At 63.9% G+C, this 17,408-nt stretch carries 20 protein-coding genes and 1 tRNA gene; 12 read left to right on the plus strand and 9 right to left on the minus strand.

What is annotated here, in order from left to right; genetic code table 11:
* The first annotated feature begins 8 nt into the window (after positions 1-8).
* The 6 genes from fabF to SKP52_RS05470 all read left to right on the plus strand — a co-directional run bounded on the left by fabF (position 9) and on the right by SKP52_RS05470 (position 4,659).
* Entirely contained in the window at positions 9-1,268 is a 1,260-nt protein-coding gene (gene fabF, locus SKP52_RS05445) for a beta-ketoacyl-ACP synthase II (protein ID WP_039572613.1), read from the plus strand.
* A 236-nt stretch (positions 1,269-1,504) separates the two neighbouring features.
* Positions 1,505-2,446, plus strand: a complete 942-nt coding sequence (gene mltG / locus SKP52_RS05450) for an endolytic transglycosylase MltG (protein ID WP_039572617.1) — start codon at positions 1,505-1,507, stop codon at positions 2,444-2,446.
* A gap of 100 nt (positions 2,447-2,546) precedes the next feature.
* A complete protein-coding gene (locus SKP52_RS05455) occupies positions 2,547-3,299 on the plus strand; it encodes an alpha/beta fold hydrolase (RefSeq protein WP_039572619.1) in 753 nt (250 codons plus the stop codon).
* A 102-nt stretch (positions 3,300-3,401) separates the two neighbouring features.
* The gene (locus SKP52_RS05460) at positions 3,402-3,962 is read left to right on the plus strand and encodes a peroxiredoxin (protein ID WP_039572622.1); all 561 of its coding nucleotides are present in this window, start codon (positions 3,402-3,404) and stop codon (positions 3,960-3,962) included.
* 73 nt (positions 3,963-4,035) lie between these two features.
* Positions 4,036-4,521 (plus strand): 2'-5' RNA ligase family protein, encoded by a 486-nt coding sequence (locus SKP52_RS05465; protein ID WP_039579926.1) that lies wholly within the window; start codon positions 4,036-4,038, stop codon positions 4,519-4,521.
* A gap of 61 nt (positions 4,522-4,582) precedes the next feature.
* Positions 4,583-4,659: transfer RNA gene (locus SKP52_RS05470), tRNA-Met, on the plus strand.
* A 277-nt stretch (positions 4,660-4,936) separates the two neighbouring features.
* Here SKP52_RS05470 and arsH read toward each other — a convergent pair.
* From arsH to SKP52_RS24505, 7 genes are all read right to left on the minus strand, one after another.
* A complete protein-coding gene (gene arsH, locus SKP52_RS05475; protein WP_039572625.1) occupies positions 4,937-5,695 on the minus strand; it encodes an arsenical resistance protein ArsH in 759 nt (252 codons plus the stop codon).
* A gap of 2 nt (positions 5,696-5,697) precedes the next feature.
* Entirely contained in the window at positions 5,698-6,762 is a 1,065-nt protein-coding gene (arsB, locus tag SKP52_RS05480) for an ACR3 family arsenite efflux transporter (protein ID WP_039572628.1), read from the minus strand.
* 11 nt (positions 6,763-6,773) lie between these two features.
* Positions 6,774-7,202, minus strand: a complete 429-nt coding sequence (arsC, locus tag SKP52_RS05485; RefSeq protein WP_039572631.1) for an arsenate reductase (glutaredoxin) — start codon at positions 7,200-7,202, stop codon at positions 6,774-6,776.
* Positions 7,203-7,215: 13 nt separating this feature from the next.
* Entirely contained in the window at positions 7,216-7,545 is a 330-nt protein-coding gene (locus SKP52_RS05490) for an ArsR/SmtB family transcription factor (RefSeq protein WP_039572633.1), read from the minus strand.
* Between the two features lie 31 nt (positions 7,546-7,576).
* Positions 7,577-7,840, minus strand: coding sequence for a hypothetical protein (locus tag SKP52_RS25970; RefSeq protein ID WP_148309033.1), 264 nt, complete (start codon positions 7,838-7,840; stop codon positions 7,577-7,579).
* Between the two features lie 83 nt (positions 7,841-7,923).
* Positions 7,924-8,478, minus strand: coding sequence for a GNAT family N-acetyltransferase (locus tag SKP52_RS05495; RefSeq protein WP_039572635.1), 555 nt, complete (start codon positions 8,476-8,478; stop codon positions 7,924-7,926).
* Positions 8,479-8,743: 265 nt separating this feature from the next.
* Positions 8,744-9,322, minus strand: a complete 579-nt coding sequence (locus SKP52_RS24505; RefSeq protein ID WP_052207854.1) for a hypothetical protein — start codon at positions 9,320-9,322, stop codon at positions 8,744-8,746.
* 151 nt (positions 9,323-9,473) lie between these two features.
* On the opposite strand from SKP52_RS24505, the gene SKP52_RS05505 reads away from it, so the two are divergent.
* Together SKP52_RS05505 and SKP52_RS05510 are read left to right on the plus strand one after the other, a co-directional pair.
* On the plus strand, positions 9,474-10,511 hold the full coding sequence (locus tag SKP52_RS05505; RefSeq protein ID WP_039572638.1) for a zinc-dependent alcohol dehydrogenase family protein: 1,038 nt from the start codon (positions 9,474-9,476) through the stop codon (positions 10,509-10,511).
* Positions 10,508-11,137, plus strand: coding sequence for a hypothetical protein (locus SKP52_RS05510; RefSeq protein WP_052207856.1), 630 nt, complete (start codon positions 10,508-10,510; stop codon positions 11,135-11,137). Before SKP52_RS05505 ends, SKP52_RS05510 begins: the two co-directional genes overlap by 4 nt.
* A gap of 80 nt (positions 11,138-11,217) precedes the next feature.
* Here SKP52_RS05510 and SKP52_RS05515 read toward each other — a convergent pair whose 3' ends face one another.
* Positions 11,218-12,492, minus strand: a complete 1,275-nt coding sequence (locus tag SKP52_RS05515) for an MgtC/SapB family protein (RefSeq protein WP_052207858.1) — start codon at positions 12,490-12,492, stop codon at positions 11,218-11,220.
* A 103-nt stretch (positions 12,493-12,595) separates the two neighbouring features.
* Positions 12,596-14,200 (minus strand): MBL fold metallo-hydrolase, encoded by a 1,605-nt coding sequence (locus tag SKP52_RS05520; protein WP_039572641.1) that lies wholly within the window; start codon positions 14,198-14,200, stop codon positions 12,596-12,598.
* Positions 14,201-14,952: 752 nt separating this feature from the next.
* Here SKP52_RS05520 and SKP52_RS26890 point away from each other — a divergent pair.
* The 4 genes from SKP52_RS26890 (at position 14,953) to SKP52_RS05535 (ending at position 17,351) form a co-directional block, all read left to right on the plus strand.
* The gene (locus SKP52_RS26890; protein ID WP_228383831.1) at positions 14,953-15,186 is read left to right on the plus strand and encodes a BON domain-containing protein; all 234 of its coding nucleotides are present in this window, start codon (positions 14,953-14,955) and stop codon (positions 15,184-15,186) included.
* The gene (locus SKP52_RS05525; RefSeq protein ID WP_228383832.1) at positions 15,143-15,595 is read left to right on the plus strand and encodes a BON domain-containing protein; all 453 of its coding nucleotides are present in this window, start codon (positions 15,143-15,145) and stop codon (positions 15,593-15,595) included. Before SKP52_RS26890 ends, SKP52_RS05525 begins: the two co-directional genes overlap by 44 nt.
* Before the next feature lie 131 nt (positions 15,596-15,726).
* Positions 15,727-16,524, plus strand: a complete 798-nt coding sequence (locus SKP52_RS05530) for a universal stress protein (RefSeq protein ID WP_039572643.1) — start codon at positions 15,727-15,729, stop codon at positions 16,522-16,524.
* 29 nt (positions 16,525-16,553) lie between these two features.
* The gene (locus SKP52_RS05535; RefSeq protein WP_039572646.1) at positions 16,554-17,351 is read left to right on the plus strand and encodes a universal stress protein; all 798 of its coding nucleotides are present in this window, start codon (positions 16,554-16,556) and stop codon (positions 17,349-17,351) included.
* The last annotated feature ends 57 nt before the right edge of the window (positions 17,352-17,408 follow it).

Genomic DNA, 17,408 nt, shown 5'->3' on the forward strand with positions numbered 1-17,408 from the left:
GAATGACTATGCGCCGGGTTGTGGTGACGGGTTTGGGTTTGGTGACGCCGCTGGGCGCCGACGTGGAAACCACATGGGCCAATCTGCTGGCTAGCAAATCGGGCGCGGGCACGATCACCCACTTCGACGCCTCGGACCAGAAGTGCACGATCGCATGTGAGGTCAAGGGCCCAACCCACGAATATGGTTTCGACCCCGGCAAGCGCGTCGATCACAAGGTCCAGCGCCAGGTCGATCCCTTCATCATCTATGGCATCGACGCCGCGGGGCAGGCGATCGAGGACGCGGGCCTCGAGGATATGTCCGACGAGATGAAGCTGCGCGCGGGCTGCTCGATCGGTTCGGGCATCGGCGGCCTGCCGGGCATCGAAAGTGAGAGCCTGCTGCTCGCCGAAAAGGGCCCCGGCCGCGTCAGTCCGCACTTCGTCCACGGTCGGTTGATCAACCTGATCTCGGGCCAGGTCAGCATCAAATATGGCCTGCAAGGCCCCAACCACGCCGTCGTCACCGCCTGTTCGACCGGCGCGCATTCGATCGGCGACGCGGCGCGGATGATCCGCGACGACGACGCCGACATCATGCTCGCGGGCGGCGCCGAGGCGACGATCTGCCCAATCGGCATCGCAGGTTTCGCACAGGCGCGCGCGCTCAACGCGAGCTATAACGACCGCCCCGAACAGGCGAGCCGCCCCTATGACAAGGACCGCGACGGTTTCGTCATGGGCGAAGGCGCGGGCGTCGTCGTGCTCGAGGAATATGAACATGCCAAGGCGCGCGGCGCGAAGATCTACGCCGAAGTCGTCGGTTATGGCCTCTCGGGCGACGCTTATCACGTCACGGCGCCGCATCCCGATGGCTCGGGCGCGTATCGTTCGATGGAAATGGCGCTGAAAAAGGCAGGCATGACCCCCGCCGACATCGATTATATCAACGCGCACGGCACCTCGACGATGGCCGACACGATCGAACTCGGCGCGGTGAAGCGGCTGTTCGGCAACGAAATCGCCAATGTGTCGATGAGTTCGACCAAGTCGGCGATCGGCCACCTGCTCGGCGGCGCGGGCGCGGTCGAGACGATTTTCTGCATCCTCGCGATCCGCGACCAGATCGTCCCCCCGACGCTCAACCTAGACAATCCCGACGAGGGCACCGAGGGCGTCGACCTGGTCCCGCACAAGGCGAAGAAGCGCAAGGTGAAGGCCGCGCTCAACAACAGCTTCGGCTTCGGCGGCACCAACGCCAGCGTCATTGTCAAGGCGATCGACTAAGCCACCGTTCAAATTTCGTCATTCCCGCGAAAGCGGGAACCCAGTCGCAACGCTTGCCCGCTGGGTTCCCGCTTTCGCGGGAATGACGATGTTGGGGACCGCAAACCCTCTTTCCTACATTTCAACGTCATGCTCTATCACCCCGTCGCCGCGCTTCGCGTAAAGCGACAAAGGAGACATTTCGGACGCGTATGTGCGTATCTTTTGTCGCTTTAAGGCAAGATTGGGAGAAACTGGTGCATCCGTTCCGCTGGCTAACGATCGCGATCTTTGCCCTGCTTCTCACCGCTTGTTCGGGCGGCGCGCCCAAGGATGCCGAGATCGTCGTCCCGCCGGGCGCCAGCATCGCGAAGGCGGGACAGATACTCGAAGAGGCCGGCCTCGTCTCGGCGTCGAGCTTCCGCAACGAAGCGCGCTTCTTCGGCTCGGACGATCCGATCAAGCCCGGCGAATATAAGATCGAGAAGGGGATGGACGCGGGCGACATCCTCGAATTGTTCCAGTCGGGCAAGACGATCCAGCGCCTCGTGATGATCCCCGAGGGCATGCCCTCGATCATGGTGTGGGAACGGCTGATGGCCGAGCCGCGGCTGAAGGGCGAAATCCCCGTGCCGGCCGAGGGCAGCATCCTGCCCGACAGCTACGCCTTCACCACCGGCGAAAGCCGCGCTGCGGTTGTGAAGCGGATGCAGGCGGCGATGGACAAGGCGTTCAACGAACTCTGGGCCAAACGCACGCCGCGCACCGCGGTCAAGGATCGCAACCAGGCGATGACGCTGGCGTCGATCGTCGAGAAGGAAACCGGCGTCGCCGCCGAGCGCCGCACCGTCGCTGGCGTCTATACCAACCGCCTCGGCGTCGGCATGCGGCTGCAGGCCGACCCGACGATCATCTATCCGATCACCAGGGGCAAGCCGCTCGGCCGCCGCATATTGCGCTCCGAAATCCAGGCGGTGAACGGCTATAACACCTACAGCATGATCGGCCTGCCGCAGGGCCCGATCGCAAATCCGGGAAAGGCGTCGATTGCGGCGGTCCTCGATCCCGAAGCCAACGACTATCTCTTCTTTGTCGCAAAGGGCGACGGCGGCCATGTCTTCGCGCGCACGCTCGCCGATCACAATGCCAATGTGCAGAAATGGTATCAGCTTCGGCGTGATCGCGGGGAGATGGAGTAACGGATACACGTCGCCTCTGCGAAGGCAGGGGCCGCAGTCATCCTTACGCGACATCGATAGCGGCCCCGGCCTTGGGGGAGCGACGAATAGGGGAGGGTATATGACCACCGCGAAACTCTTCATCCACGGCGTCCCCGACAGCCCCGCGATCTGGCGCCCGCTGCTCGCCGCGCTGGACCTGGGCGAAACGCCGGTCGCCGTGCCCGCGCTCCCCGGCTTCACCGCATCGCTCCCCGCGGGCTTTCCCGCGACGAAAGAAGCCTATGCCGCCTGGGCGGTAGGGCAGGCGGAAGCGCTGGTTGCGGCGCACGGCCCGATCGACATCGTTGGCCACGACTGGGGCGCGCTGATCGCGCAGCGGGTCGCGATGCTGCGCCCCGACCTGATCCGCAGCTGGGCGATTTCGAATGCGGTGATCGAGCCTGAATATCGCGGACACCGGATCGCCCGCATCTGGAACACGCCGCTACTCGGCGAAATCTTCATGGCGCTCAGCAAGCCCGGCAAGCTTGCGGAAGGGCTCGCGGCGCAGGGCATGCCGGCCGACATCGCGCACGAAGAGGCGGCGCAATGGGCGAACAAGGATAAGCGCCGCGCGATCCTGAAACTTTATCGTTCGGCCAAGGGGCTCAGTTTCGAGCACGACTGGGCACGCGATATCGACAAGCTTCCGGCGCAGGGGGCGTTGATTTGGGGCGCGAACGACCCATATGTCGAACTGTCGGTGGCGCAGCGTTACGCCGCGAATACCGGCACGCCGCTCTCCGTCATCGACGGGGCGGGGCATTGGGCGATCGCCGAACGGCCCGCAGAGGTCGCGGAGGCGCTCCGTCGTTTTTGGGCGGGGCTTTGATCGCCTAATTCGATCAACATGACCGGCCAACTCGATTTGACCCGCGCGCGCTGGTCTGCTCTTGGTGCGCCGCACAAAATCCACCAGAAAGGATTCTCTCCCATGATCAATCAACCCGTTCCCGCCGTCACGCTCAAGACGCGCGTCCGCGACGAAGCCGTCGACGGCCCGAACCCGTTCCGCTGGCAGGATGTCGACACCGCCGAATTGTTCGCCGAAGGTCGTCATATCCTGTTCGGCCTGCCGGGCGCCTACACCCCGACCTGCTCGAACGAACAGTGCCCGGGCTTCGAGCGTCTGCACGCCGACTTCGCCGCCGCCGGTGTCGCCGACATCCATTGCGTCAGCGTCAACGACGCTTTTGTGATGTATAACTGGGGCAAGAGCCTCGGCGTCCAGAATGTGAAGATGGTTCCCGACGGCTCGGGTGCGTTCACGCGCCGCATGGGCATGCTGATCAACAAGGATCACTTGGGCTTCGGCATGCGCAGCTGGCGCTACACCGCGATCGTCGACGACGGCGTCGTGGTCCAGATGTTCGTCGAACCCGGCATCAACGACGTCGGCACCGACAGCGACCCCTATGTCGAATCGACCCCAGAAAAGGCGCTCGAGTGGGTGAAGGCGAACCCGTATCAGGGCAAGCTGTCGCAGGCGGCCTGATCCGATAAGCGGCCCGGCATCCCCCCCTCCCGTCCGGGCCGCTGGCGCCGTACCCATCATCGTGACCGCGACGATGGGTGCGGCGGACCAGCTTACTTTCAACAATTTGCGCGCGGCGCATTTTCCGCCCGAGCGCAATCATATTTCGGCGCACATCACGCTGTTCCACCAGCTGCCGCCGTCGTGTCTCGACGAGCTCGACCGGCTGATTCGCCGCATCGCCGCCGATACGCCGCCGCCCGCTGCCAGCTTGCGCGAAATCTATTCGCTCGGCGGCGGTGTCGCCTATCGTATCGACAGCGAGGCGTTGCTCGCAGTCCGCGCGCGCATTGCCGATCATTTCACCGGAATGCTGACGCTCCAGGATCAGGGCACGCCGCGGCTCCATATCACGGTTCAGAACAAGGTGACGTCCGGCGAGGCCCGCGCGCTGCTCGCCGAACTCGCCGTCGACTTCCAGCCCCGCGCTCTGAAAATCGCCGGTTTGGCCGCGCATCACTATCTCGGCGGACCCTGGCAACCCGCGTTCGCACACAATTTTCGTGGAGTGCGTACATGATATTGACCAGCGCCAATGCCCTGCCTATAGGCGCTGCTCGCCCATCGCGGCGGCCTTTCGGGGCGGAGTAGCTCAGCTGGTTAGAGCAGCGGAATCATAATCCGCGTGTCGGGGGTTCGAGTCCCTCCTCCGCTACCAATATATCTAGGCTATTGAAATAATTAGACATTTTTGGTGATCTCGGCTGCTGCGCCAATAGCCCAATAAGCTCTAACCCCTTGAAATCATGAGAGTGAATTTGGGCTTTGGCCGAAATCTGCGATTCAATGCTGGAGTTTTGCGGGTATCATTTGCCCCCCACACGAAAAAGGGCAGCTTGCGCCTCATGTCGGCCGTTCCTGTCCTAATCGATCAATGCCAGAAAGCCGTCATTCGTCTGTTGTCTGGCAAACGACCATTACTGGTCAGAGCCCGATTATCGGTTGCCGGGCAGCCCCGCTGATTGCGCCGGTATAACTGCAGGCTGATTCTGATCTTTGCGTTCCGAGTATCGGTCGACGAGTTGGTCGGCGTGGCCGCGCGTCAGGACGGTGAACCGCACCAATTCCTCGGCAACATCAACGATCCTGTCGTAGTAGCTCGACGGGAGCATGCGGCCCGCTTCGTCGAACTCCTGATAGGCCTTGGCGACGCTCGACTGGTTGGGGATCGTGATCATCCGCATCCAGCGGCCGAGGATGCGCAGCGTATTGACACTGTTGAACGATTGCGAGCCCGCCGACACCTGCATCACCGCAAGCGTCCTCCCCTGTGTCGGACGTAGCCCCTTGTAGGCGAGCGGGAGGTGATCGACCTGGGCTTTCATGAGTCCGGTGATCTGGCCGTGACGCTCGGGGCTGCACCAGACTTGCCCTTCGGACCAGAGCGAGTGCTGGCGCAGTTCCTCGACGGCAGGATGATCGTCGTCGGCGACCTGGTCGGGAAGCGGCAGGTCGGAGGGGTCGAAGATGCGCGTTTCGCAGCCGAAAAATTGGAGCAGCCGCGCGGTCTCCTCGACGACGAGCCGGGAATAGGAGCGTTCGCGTAGCGACCCGTAGAGCAGCAGGATGCGGGGAGCCGGATCGAGCGGGCCGAAGCCGAGTCCCGGCCGCGTGCGCGCGAACTCGGGGCGGAGCGCCGGAAGGTGATCGGGATCGGCAAGAGCGCGGAGGCGCTGGAAGTTAGGGGAGGCCATAATCATGCTTTCGACGGCGTGCTTTCGGGGAACCAGCGCCGCCCGAACCAGAAGGCAAGATGGACGAGCAGGATGAGGACGGGCACTTCGACGAGCGGGCCGATGACAGCCGCGAAGGCGATTGGTGAGGCGAGGCCGAAGGCCGCGATCGCAACCGCGATCGCAAGCTCGAAATTATTGCCGGCCGCCGTGAAGGCTACCGCCGTGGTGCGCGGATAATCTGCCTCGATCAGCTTGCCCATCCAAAAGCTGATGATGAACTGGACAATGAAATAGATGGTCAACGGGATCGCGATCCGCACCGCGTCGCCGGGGATGGTCACGATCTCTTCGCCCTTGAGGCTGAACATCGCGACGATCGTGAAGAGCAGTGCGACCAGCGTTACTGGCGCAATCTTTGGCAGGAAGCGCGTCTCGTACCACGCGTTGCCCTTGGCACTTGCAAGCAGCTTGCGGGTGAGAAAGCCCGCTAGAAAGGGGAGGCCGAGATAGATCAGCACAGCCTCGGCAACGGTCCAGAAGCTGACGTCGATGACGCTGCCCTCGAGCCCGAACAGGGGTGGGAGGACGGTGAGGAAGAACCAGGCGTAGACGCTGAAGAACAGGATCTGGAAGATCGAGTTGAACGCGACAAGCGCCGCGACATATTGATTGTCGCCCTTCGCGAGCTGGTTCCAGACGATCACCATCGCGATACAGCGCGCGAGGCCGATCAGGATTAGCCCGGTCATATATTCGGGTTTGTCCGAGAGAAAGATCGCCGCGAGCGCGAACATCAGCACCGGGCCGATGATCCAATTCTGGACCAGAGAAATGGCGAGCACACGCCGATCGTCGAAGACGCGCGGCAGTTCGTCATAGCGCACGCGGGCCAGCGGCGGATACATCATCAGGATAAGCCCGATCGCGATCGGGATGTTGGTCGAGCCGACCGACATGGCGTCTATCGCTTGGGGCAGGCCTTCGAACATCGACCCGAGCGCGACGCCGAGCGCCATCGCGAGAAATATCCAAAGCGTGAGGTAGCGATCGAGGAACGACAGGCGTTCCCGTTCCGGGGTCGGCATCGATGTTTCCTTCAGCTTTGCGTCCGATGGCCGGCGGCGTCGACGACCTGCTCACCATCTTCCTTGGCGAAGGCCCCGCGCTGGGGCGTGGGAAGAAGATCGAGCACGACCTCCGAAGGGCGGCAGAGCTTCACCCCGAGCCGCGACACGACGATCGGACGGTTGATCAGGATCGGGTGCGCCATCATCGCGTCGATCAGTTGGTCGTCGTTCAGTTCGGGGCGATCGAGACCGAGCTCGGCGAACGGCGTGCCCTTTTCGCGGAGCAGGTCGCGCGGCGTGATGCCGGCCCGTTCGATCAGCTGGACGAGCAACTCCCGTGTCGGTGGTGTTTTCAGATATTCGACGACATGGGGTTCGATGCCTGCATTGCGGACCATTGCCAGCGCGTTGCGCGACGTTCCGCAGTCGGGATTATGATAGATGATAATGTCGGTCATGATCGGGGTTCCGTCAGCAGCAGGCGAGTTCGGCGAGCAGCGGCTCGCAAAGCTCCGCCCGGCCCTGGCAACAGTCTTTGGCGAGAAACAGCATCAGGCCTTTGAGAGCATCGATCTCGGCGCGCTGGATGAACTGGCGGCCGCGTTTCTCGGATTTTACGAGCCCAGCTTTGGCCAGCACTGCCAGATGCGTCGAGAATGTGCTTTGCGTCAGCCCCGAGGCCTTGACGAGCTCGCCGGTCGACAGCCCTTCGGGCTCATGCTGGACCAGCAAGCGGAAAGCATCGAGCCGGGTTGGATGTGCCAGCGCCGCGAGCGTGGATAGAGCGATGTTGCTATTCATTCATCGGGATTAGCCGATATATAAAATAACGTCAAGACGTATCGGAAAACTCCGATGCGTTGGCGCGAGGAGATGGGGGTACCAGAACCAGCGCGCCTTCCACCGCCCGAACGCAGGAGGTCGAGCGCCGCATTCGCCGCCTCCAGTCGGCAATATCAAGATCGGTGCGGTACACACAGCACGCCGTGACGGCGAGGCGGATTTCACCGGGAGCGGGCTCCGGTATCGGTCGCTCCACCCGCCGCAGCGGCTCGCCCGGCGCGTCGAGCTGCACGACAATCATTTTCTTGCGCATAGCTTCATCGAACTTCTAGAGGGAGAAGGCGCCGGCACGACTGTCGCCCAAGCGCGGGCGAGGGGTGCAGCAAGAATCTCATCTCACGCGGCGGCTTCCCGAAGGTCGATTTCCAGCAGCGCCAGTGTCGCGTCGCCTTCATAATCGCTCGACCGGAAACCGACCATATGCTCGACCTCGATCGCTTCCCGGTTGGCGCGGCTTTCGATGGACCGCAGCCGATGAATTCCCCGCTCGCGCGCCAGGTCGACGGCATGGTGCAGCAAGCTCCATCCGACGCCGCGTCCCTTGTGCGTCGGTGCGACCGCGATCGCGACCTCGGCCAGCTCGAACCCCTGATCGGCAGCGATGAAGAGGCTGGCGACAAGCGCGCCATCAGCTTGGTCGAAGGCAAGAAGATGCTCGCGGTGGCGATGATCGACCGCGATCATCGCAGCGAGCTGCGACGGCGAAAGATGGGGCTGGGCGCTCAGGAAGCGATACTGCATATCGTCAGGGGCCAGGCCATCGTAAAGGCGGTTTACCCGGTCGCTGTCAGCGGCGCTGACCGGACGCAGCAAAAGCTCCACATTATCGCGGGTGGCGATTCTGATCTCGCCGGGTTCGGCGAGCGTCCTGTCCAATATCTGGTCGGTCATGTCGGAAATCCTTGATTGTGGGAGGGGCGCGGCCGCAGCGGAAGGGTTCCGCCAAGCCCCTGTTGTTCGTTCTGGCGCACGGCAGAGCGTGAAGACAGCTGCTCCGAAATTGCCGGCTCGCCTAGTGGTCGGCGGCGGGCGAGGGTGGCGAAGACTGCCGACGCGGCCATGGCGAACTCCTTAGGCCTCCGAGTCTAGGCACCACCGCCGAATGCGCATTCCGTAAATATACGGAAGCTGCGCGGCGATGGCGCCGCGCGTGCGGCTATCGAGTCCGAGGTGGCTCGGCGGGCTTTGTGCCCCTGCGCCGCGTTTGCGCGAGGATCAGCATCGCACCCAGACCGAGCAAGTCGAGCGCCAGCGCCTTGATCGCCGGGATCACGACCGGAAAGGGCCAGCCAAAACCGATCATCATGGCAACCGCAAGTGAGAAGCTTCCCGATAGATAGAGCCAGGCCCGGCCGTCGCCGGCGCGCCCCAGTCCGACCGAAAGGCGCGCCACGCCCGACATCGCGAGCGCCCCGGCGAGCGTCATCGCAAGGCCCGGCTTCCCGAGCAGCGGATCGGCCACGAGGGCTGCAGCGGCCAGCAGATAGGCGCCGCCCGCCGTACGCCAGGCGAGGCGTTCGCTGCGGCGCGCGGTCAGCCGCGCCTCGCGGGCCTGAACCCACGCCGCCGCCGCCATCAGCGCGACCAGCCACAAAATGGCAGTCACCGTCATGAGAAAGGGGCGCGGCGTGAACTGGAGGAACAGGAGCACGGCCGCAGCGCCGGCGCCAAGCGCGAGCGGCCACCATAAATTGGCATAGCCGCCGACGCTGTCCCGGCCTTGCGCTGCAAACATGTCCTTGTCCTTCCCTTAAATATCGCCGCCCGATCATAGGCTGGGCGTAGCGCCGCCGATGTTGGGGATTCTACGAATGCCGGGGCTGCGGCCGACGCGACTATGATTGGGCATCGAGGCCGCTCAGCGGGCTCCATTTGAGGGAGGCGATATGAAAGCGCTCGTCTATCACGGCCCCGGTTCGAAATCGCTCGACGAGGTCTCCAGACCCTCGATCGCCGATCCCGGCGATGCCCTTGTCCGGATTATCCACACGACGATCTGCGGGACCGACCTTCATATCCTCAAGGGCGATGTGCCGACCTGTACGCCCGGCCGCATCCTCGGGCACGAAGGGGTGGGCGTCGTCGAGGAGGTCGGAGCCGCCGTGTCGGCCTTCAAACCCGGCGATCATGTGCTGATTTCTTGCATCACCGCCTGCGGGCGCTGCGAATATTGCCGGCGCGGGCTTTACTCCCACTGCGAAACCGGCGGCTGGATCCTCGGTAACAGCATCGACGGCACGCAGGCAGGCTATGTCCGCATCCCGCACGCCGACACCAGCCTTTACCCGATACCCGCGGGATCGGACGAGGAAGCGCTCGTGATGCTGAGCGACATCCTTCCCACGGGCTTCGAATGCGGCGTGCTCAACGGCAAGGTCGCGCCGGGGAGCACGGTTGCGATCGTCGGCGCTGGCCCGATCGGGCTCGCCAGCCTGCTCACGGCCCAATTCTATTCACCGGCCGCGATCTTCATGATCGACCTCGACACCAACCGCCTTGCCGTGGCGGGTCGCTTTGGTGCGACCCACCTGGTCGACAGCGGCGAAAGCGATGCCACCGCGACTGTCATGGCGCTGACCGAAGGGCGCGGTGTCGATACTGTCATCGAGGCTGTCGGCGTGCCCGCGACCTTCGAATTGTGCCAAGAGCTGGTCGCGGTCGGGGGGATCATCGCCAATATCGGCGTTCATGGCGCCAAGGCCGACCTGCACCTCGAGAGGCTCTGGTCGCGCAACATCGCGATCACCACGCGCCTCGTAGACACGGTGAGCACGCCGATGCTGCTCAAGACGGTCGCCGCGAAGAAGCTCGATCCCGCGCAGCTCATCACCCATCGCTTTGCCCTCGCCGAAGCGATGGCCGCCTATGACGTCTTTGCCCGCGCGTCCGAGACCGGGGCGCTCAAGGTCATCATCACTCCATGACGGCGCGCATGAAGGAACTCGCCGGCGAAATCGTCCGCCTCCAGGCCGAGCTTGACCGCGAGATCGAGCAGCGCCGACGCGCGCTCGGCTGGTCGATCAAGCGTCGCATCATCCGGTTCGAGGAAGGCATCGTCGCGCAGCAGCGCCAGTTGCGGATCAGCGTGACCGGGTTGTTGAAGCAGGCGTCTCCGGCCACCATCCTGTCGGCGCCGGTCATCTATTCGATGATCGTGCCGCTCGCACTTCTCGACCTCTGGGCGAGCATCTTTCAGGCGATATGTTTTCGCGCCTACAAAATCCCGCGGATCAAGCGCTCGGATTATATCGCGCTCGATCGCGGTCACCTCGCCTATCTCAACTGGATCGAGGCGCTCAACTGCGCCTATTGCGGCTATGGCAATGGCGTAATTGCCTATGTGCGCGAGATATCGAGCCGCACCGAGCAATATTGGTGCCCGATCAAACATGCGGTGCGGATCAGCGACCCGCACAAGCGATATTATGAGTTCCTCGAATTTGGCGACGCCGAAGGCTATCGGGCTCGGCTCGAGAGCTTTCGCGACGGCCTTCGCGACCCAGCCGGCGCAAAGCGCGCGATCGATGCGGGCAGCCGACCGCTCCCTTAATCGCGTCTGCTAATCCCAGTGGACGAATACGCTACATCCCATAAGCCGGAGCAGCGGTACCCGGTTTGGCGCCTGCCTCATCACAGGAATGCGACCATCACGCCGCCTGCAAAAACGCTGGCAACGAGCGGGAGCGCGGCAAGCCAGCCGCGGCGGGTCCGGACGATCGCGACCGTGATCACCGCCTTGAACAATGTGTTCGCCATGACGGGTGCCGCGACAACGAGTCCTGCGGTCCGGCTGTCGAGTATACCCGCAGGCAGTCCACCGATGGTTATGACCGCGGCATCGACATCGGCGATGCCCGATAGCGCGAGGACGGCGGCAAGGCCCGCCTCGCCGACGCGTTCGATCAGCCAGCGCGCGGCAACAGCCATCGCCATGACAAGCGCCGTCAGGATCAGTGCAGTCACAAGGTTCAGGGGATTGCGCAGCACAACGGGGCTGGGTTCCACGGTACCAGAATGGCGGCCCGCCAGCACGCCCCAAAGCGTGGCGCCGAGGCTAACAAGCGCGGCGGGCGCGAGCAGCAGCGAAAGAGCAGGGAGCGCAATTGGGGCAAGAAGCGCGACGAGAATGATGACCCGGATGAGCATAACGGCCGAGGCCGCTGCAATTCCCGCCACGAGCACGGAAGCATTCTCCAGGTCATCGCGAAGCCGGGTCGCAAGCGTCGCCGTTACGGCGGTCGACGACACCATCGCGCCGGTCGCGGCCATCATGAGCGTGCCGCGCGTCGCGCCGAAGCGGCGGCACGCAAGATAGCCGGCAAACGAGAAGCCTGACACAAAGGCGACCACCATCCCCAGTTGCCGGGGATTCCAGGCATCATAAGGGCCGACCCTAAGATCCGGCAGAAGAGGCACGACGACGAGTGCGATCAAGGCAAATCGTATCACAGCGCTGACCTCGGCCTCGGTCATTCCCTTGACCCAGCGATGGAGCTGCGGACGGAACGTCAGTAAAAAGGCCGCGCTGACCGCAATGATCGCCGCGACCTGCGGCGATCCGGCAACGGCGAGAAAGCCGCAAGCCAGCGTGACGAGACCGGCGAGCGCGTTAGTCCCGCTGATCTTGCCGGTCTCGCGCACGGTGTGCGCAAAGCCAAGCACGACGAGCAGCGCAGCGCTTGCGAGCAGGACGCCGGTAGCGAGGCGATCGATGCGCAGGAGTGCGCCGGCGGTCCCGCCGATGAGCCCGAGCAGCGCGAAGGTTCGGACTCCGGCAAATCGACTTCCGGCGGCCGCGCGCCTGAGCGTCCATCCACGTTGCACGCCCATGAGAAGGCCGAGGCCGAGCGAAATACCCAGTCCTGACAAGAGCGGCCAGTGGGCAAGGAGCGGCTGGCTCGTCATCGGATCACGCGCTCCTTTCCGGGCAATGCCAGTTGCGGGTTCTCATTCGGCCGGGCGGCGCGGATTGGCTCGTGGCCGACAATCTTGACTCGCGCGGCGACCGTCAATGGCCTGCCGCGGGGCGGCTATGCGCCGAACGCGCTTCGCGATAGCTGGCCAGGACTTCGCGCATCGCTGTGATCGCCTTCATCCGCGCGTCGGCATCCGCGATTTGCGCGAGCTCGGCTTTGAGATGGGTTGCAAAATCGGCGTAACTATTCTGCCAGTCGCGTCCGACTACGGCCTGGAGCGCCGGATCGCCCGTCTTGATCCGCTTGGCGGCGGTCCGGCTGCCCAGCTGGTAGGTCTCGCCCATCGCTGGCGCGGCTATGGTCTGCGCGAAGCTGCGCGCCTGCGACAGCCGGCGCAGCGTCTCGATCGCGGGGCCTTCGCCATGGGTCAGGAACAGGCTCCCCGCGATCGGTTGTCGCGCCTCGAGCCACACCAGCAAATCGTTCTGGTCGGCATGCGCAGAATAGCTGTCGATTCGCCTGATCTGCGCCCGCACTGCGACATCCTCGCCCGAAATTCGGACGCGCGTTGCGCCATCGAGCAGCGTGCGCCCCAGCGACCCTTCGGCCTGATAGCCGACGAATAGCACCGTCGACTCGCGCCGCGCCAGATTATGCTTGAGATGGTGCCGGATGCGGCCCCCTTCGCACATCCCCGACGCCGCGAGAATGATCGCGCCCGTGAGGCTGTTGAGGCGGATCGATTCATTTACATCCTCGACATAATGAAACGCAGGATGGTCGAAGACGTGGCCATCGATATCTTCGAGCGCCTCGGAATATTTGGAAAATACCGTGGTCGCGCGATTGGCGAGCGGCGAATCGATGAACACCGGAACCGACGGAATCTTCCCGGCGTTGATAAGCGCGGCCAGGTCGAGCAGAAGCTCCTGTGTCCGTTCGAGCGCGAAAACCGGAATAACCAGATTGCCGCCGCGAGCGAGCGCTCCGGTTGCTTCGACTTCGAGAAGTCGCCGCCGCTCCTCGATCGTCAGATGATCGCGTGTCCGGTCGCCATAGGTCGACTCGCAGACGACATGATCGAAGCCCGCCGGGCTTTCCGGGTCGGGATGAAAGGCCTTATGCTCGGGCCCCAGATCGCCCGAGCATAATATATGGACGCCGCCGATCTCGAGTTCGACCGAGGCGGAACCGAGGATATGTCCGGCATTCCAGAGACGTGCGCGGACGTCCGGGACAGGCTCGAACCATTGCTTGAGATCGATTGTCTTGCTCTGCCGCCAGGCCGCAAAACCATCTTCCTCTGTGTAGAGCGGGTCGAACGCAGGCTGGTCCGCGCGATCGCGCCGCCGGTTGCGCCGCGCCGTGTCGCTCTCCTGGATCCGGCCGGCATCGGCGAGCATGAATTCCAGGAGATCTGAGGTAGGAGGCGTACACCAGATATCGCCGCCATAGCCTTCTGCGACAAGTCGCGGCAGCAGGCCGCTGTGATCGATATGCGCATGTGTCAGAATGACCGCGTCGACATCTCCGGCCGCAAAGGCGAAGGGGCTGCGGTTCAGCGTCTCGAGCGTTCGTGAGCCCTGGAACAGCCCGCAATCGACCAGCAGCCTTTTGCCTTCGTGGCAAAACTCCATGCACGAACCGGTGACCGTCCCTGCGGCGCCATGGAATGTGATCGAAAGATCGTTGCTCATCGTGCGTCTCGCTTCTGGGCCCAGGGATTGCGGGGCGGCGGGCAGCTGAGGTCTGCCGCCGACCGAGGATGGACCCGCGCCTCTCGCGCCGGAATACGTACTGTTCCTGACTCCCGGCGCCGGGCGCCCATCCTAAGGGGCGCCATGACTGGACAATCGAGAATGGGCGGCATCCGAAACCGCAGCGCGGTGCGTGCGACTTGCTTACGAGCGACGCTCTTGCTCGGTGCACTGATCTTGTCCGCGGCGGCGACCGAGACACAGACGCTCGCTACGGGCGAACCGGTTCTTGGCGCGGCGCGGTCCCTCAAACCGGCGAATATCTCTGGGCACCCGAGGTCGCGCCGCTTCTAAAAGCGCAAGACAGGCAGGGGAATCGGGAAAGCTATTTGGGAGCGGCGGGCAGTGAGCCGTTCGCAGAGCCTGCGAACCCTTACGGACAAATGCGAATAGAACCGATCGCCTAAAGGTCCAGACTGCGGCCACTTGGTTCAGGGGTCGCGATGGCCGGAGCATCGGCAAGGCTGGAACCCGCACCGGTTAGCGCCGCTCGGGAACGCGGCGGATGTCGAGCGATCGTCTCGCCTTCGCCCCTGCCGCCAAGCCGTCCGCCCATGCGGCCGGGCTCGATTGGAGAGGAATCGGGGTCCGCCGATCGGGGACACGGCGCTGCGGGGCAGCGATTGCGACCCGGAGCCCCGCAGCGCCGATTACGACTGCCGAACCTGCCCCCGAACCACAGGAGACCAACGATGAAAAAGACCGACAGCCAACTTCAGCATGACGTTATGGCCGAACTCGAATGGGAACCTGCTGTCGATCACGCCGACATCGGCGTGGCGGTAACCGATGGCGTGGTCACCCTATCGGGTTATGTCAAAAGCTGCCCCGAGAAGGCCGCCGCCGAGAAGGCGACCCTCCGCGTCGCCGGAGTCCGGGCGATTGCCGAGGAGATCAAGGTGGGATCCCAAGACCGCCGATCATGAAATCGCCAAACGGATCCTCGACACGATCGCCTGGACCGTCTCGATTCCCGACGACAAGATGACCGTGAAGGTCGAACAAGGCTGGGTCACGCTGACCGGAAAGGTTGACTGGCATTTCCAGAGTCAGGAGGCCGTGCGCGCCGCGAGCCACGTCTCGGGCGTGATGGGCGTCACCAACCGTATCGAGGTCGAGCAGCACCCCGCGCCATGGGACATCAAGGACCGCATCATTTCAGCCTTCCGGCGACAAGCCAATCTCGACGCCGGGTCGGTCACCGTCAAGACCGACGGCGGGACCGTGACGCTCGTCGGCACGGTCAAGGCCTGGAACGAACGCGGCATCGCCGAGCGCGCGGCCTGGTCGGCGCCCGGCGTCGTTCGTGTCGAGGACCATATCACCGTCAATTGAAGCGAACCTCCGCCCGCATGGGCTCAATTGGCCGCTCCGGCAACGGGGCGGCCGCTCTTTATCCGTAACATTGCGCATATCGACGACGTCCGAGGAGCCATAGCTTCGCCGGCGAACGAAGGAGACGGTCGATGAAGAATATTCTCTTGCTGGTCCATGACGACGAGGGCCAGGAAGCCCGGCTTCAGGCCGCACTCGATATCGTGCGCGCGATCGACGGCCATCTCTCCTGCATCGATGTCACGCCTTTTCCGGTCGTTGCGGGCGACGCGGTCATGGGCTTTGGCGAAACCGTGGTCTTGCTCGACGAGCGCGACAGCGAGGCCAAAAACAAGATGGTGCTCGCCGACCGTCTATCGCGCGAGGATGTCAGCTGGAGCTGGGCCGATGCCATGGGCGACATGGCGGACACGATACTTGAAGCCGCCGATCTTGCCGATCTCATAATTCTCAACCGCGCCCTCGATGGCTATCCGCTGCCGAACATGCACGACATCGTCTCTCGCATTGTGGCGCGTACCAATGCGCCGGTCCTCGCGGTGCCCGAGACCTGCAAACGCTTCGCACTCGACCGCGCGCTCGTCGCCTGGGACGGCAGCCGCTCGGCGGCCGCGGCGCTCCGCGCGGCCGTGCCGCTGCTCGCGCTGGCCAGCGAGGTGAAGCTCTTCACCGCCGTCGAAGACGAGGCCGGCACGGCGTCCGAGCAGGCCGCCGCCTATCTGTCGCGCCACGGCATCCATGCGCAGATCCGGTCGCTCGACAAGGCGCATCGCCGTGCCGACGAACTGATCGAGCGAGAAGGCGCCGCGTGGCGTGCCGACTATATCGTGATGGGCGCCTATGGCCACGGCCGCCTGCGCGAGACTTTTGGCGGCGTGACAAGGCGCATGCTTGCCGCGAGCCCGCTGCCGCTTCTCCTCGCCCACTGATCCGCCGGAAAGCAGGGAAGGAGTTGGTGATGAAGAACATACTTCTGCTCGTCCACGACGATCCGGGCCAGGAGGCCCGGCTCGAAACGGCGCTCGACATCGTGCGCGCGCTGGATGGACATCTTTCCTGCCTCGACGTGACTCCCAATCCCTTCCTGGTAAACAACCGCTTCTTCACATTGAACGACACGGTCGAGCTGCTCAACCAGTACGATAGCGAGGCGACCAACAAGGGCGTGATCACCGATCGTCTCTCGCGTGACGATGTGAGCTGGAGCTGGACCGACGTCGATGGCGACATCGCGGAGGCCGTCCTCGCCGCAGCCAACTTTGCGGACCTCATCATCCTCAATCGCGCGCTTGAAGACTATCCGCTGAGCGATATGCGCGGCGTTGCCAGTCGCGTTGTCGCGCACACGCATGCGCCTGTTCTGGCGGTCCCTGAAAGCGCCGAACGGTTCGAGTTCGACCGCGCGCTAGTGGCATGGGACGGCGGCGCTTCGGCCGCGGCGGCGTTGCGGGCCGCCGTCCCGCTGCTTGCGCTGGCGCAGGATGTCGAGATTTTCCACGCCCGCGAAGACGAGGCGGGGCTCGAGGCGTCGCTTGCGGTGTCGTATCTGGCGCGGCACGGCGTCGAGGCTGTCTCACGGGTCATCGACGGCTCGGGCACCCGTGCCGATTTGCTGATCGCCGGAGAATGTGAGGCATGGGGTGCCGATTATATCGTCATGGGAGCCTATGGCCGGGGCCGCCTATGCGAGACCTTTGGCGGGGTCACGAAACGGATGCTGGGTGACAGCAAGCTCCCGCTGCTCATGAGCCATTGATCGGCGCCGCTCATCATCGCCAGTCGCGGCACGTCCGCCCCATGAGCTCATTCTTCC

The sequence above is a fragment of the Sphingopyxis fribergensis genome (genome assembly GCF_000803645.1).
Lineage (GTDB): Bacteria > Pseudomonadota > Alphaproteobacteria > Sphingomonadales > Sphingomonadaceae > Sphingopyxis > Sphingopyxis fribergensis.

Bases quoted from the DNA above. Each gene is read 5' to 3' on its own strand.
- SKP52_RS05490 (WP_039572633.1), bottom strand. From the start codon at position 7,545: ATGAATAGCAACATCGCTCTATCCACGCTCGCGGCGCTGGCACATCCA.
- SKP52_RS05460 (WP_039572622.1), top strand. From the start codon at position 3,402: ATGATCAATCAACCCGTTCCCGCCGTCACGCTCAAGACGCGCGTCCGC.
- SKP52_RS25970 (WP_148309033.1), bottom strand. From the start codon at position 7,840: ATGCGCAAGAAAATGATTGTCGTGCAGCTCGACGCGCCGGGCGAGCCG.
- SKP52_RS26890 (WP_228383831.1), top strand. From the start codon at position 14,953: ATGAAAAAGACCGACAGCCAACTTCAGCATGACGTTATGGCCGAACTC.
- arsC (WP_039572631.1), bottom strand. From the start codon at position 7,202: ATGACCGACATTATCATCTATCATAATCCCGACTGCGGAACGTCGCGC.
- SKP52_RS05505 (WP_039572638.1), top strand. From the start codon at position 9,474: ATGAAAGCGCTCGTCTATCACGGCCCCGGTTCGAAATCGCTCGACGAG.
- SKP52_RS05465 (WP_039579926.1), top strand. From the start codon at position 4,036: ATGGGTGCGGCGGACCAGCTTACTTTCAACAATTTGCGCGCGGCGCAT.
- arsB (WP_039572628.1), bottom strand. From the start codon at position 6,762: ATGCCGACCCCGGAACGGGAACGCCTGTCGTTCCTCGATCGCTACCTC.
- SKP52_RS05495 (WP_039572635.1), bottom strand. From the start codon at position 8,478: ATGACCGACCAGATATTGGACAGGACGCTCGCCGAACCCGGCGAGATC.
- SKP52_RS05520 (WP_039572641.1), bottom strand. From the start codon at position 14,200: ATGAGCAACGATCTTTCGATCACATTCCATGGCGCCGCAGGGACGGTC.
- SKP52_RS05535 (WP_039572646.1), top strand. From the start codon at position 16,554: ATGAAGAACATACTTCTGCTCGTCCACGACGATCCGGGCCAGGAGGCC.
- fabF (WP_039572613.1), top strand. From the start codon at position 9: ATGCGCCGGGTTGTGGTGACGGGTTTGGGTTTGGTGACGCCGCTGGGC.
- SKP52_RS05510 (WP_052207856.1), top strand. From the start codon at position 10,508: ATGACGGCGCGCATGAAGGAACTCGCCGGCGAAATCGTCCGCCTCCAG.
- SKP52_RS05515 (WP_052207858.1), bottom strand. From the start codon at position 12,492: ATGACGAGCCAGCCGCTCCTTGCCCACTGGCCGCTCTTGTCAGGACTG.
- arsH (WP_039572625.1), bottom strand. From the start codon at position 5,695: ATGGCCTCCCCTAACTTCCAGCGCCTCCGCGCTCTTGCCGATCCCGAT.
- SKP52_RS05530 (WP_039572643.1), top strand. From the start codon at position 15,727: ATGAAGAATATTCTCTTGCTGGTCCATGACGACGAGGGCCAGGAAGCC.
- SKP52_RS05455 (WP_039572619.1), top strand. From the start codon at position 2,547: ATGACCACCGCGAAACTCTTCATCCACGGCGTCCCCGACAGCCCCGCG.
- SKP52_RS24505 (WP_052207854.1), bottom strand. From the start codon at position 9,322: ATGTTTGCAGCGCAAGGCCGGGACAGCGTCGGCGGCTATGCCAATTTA.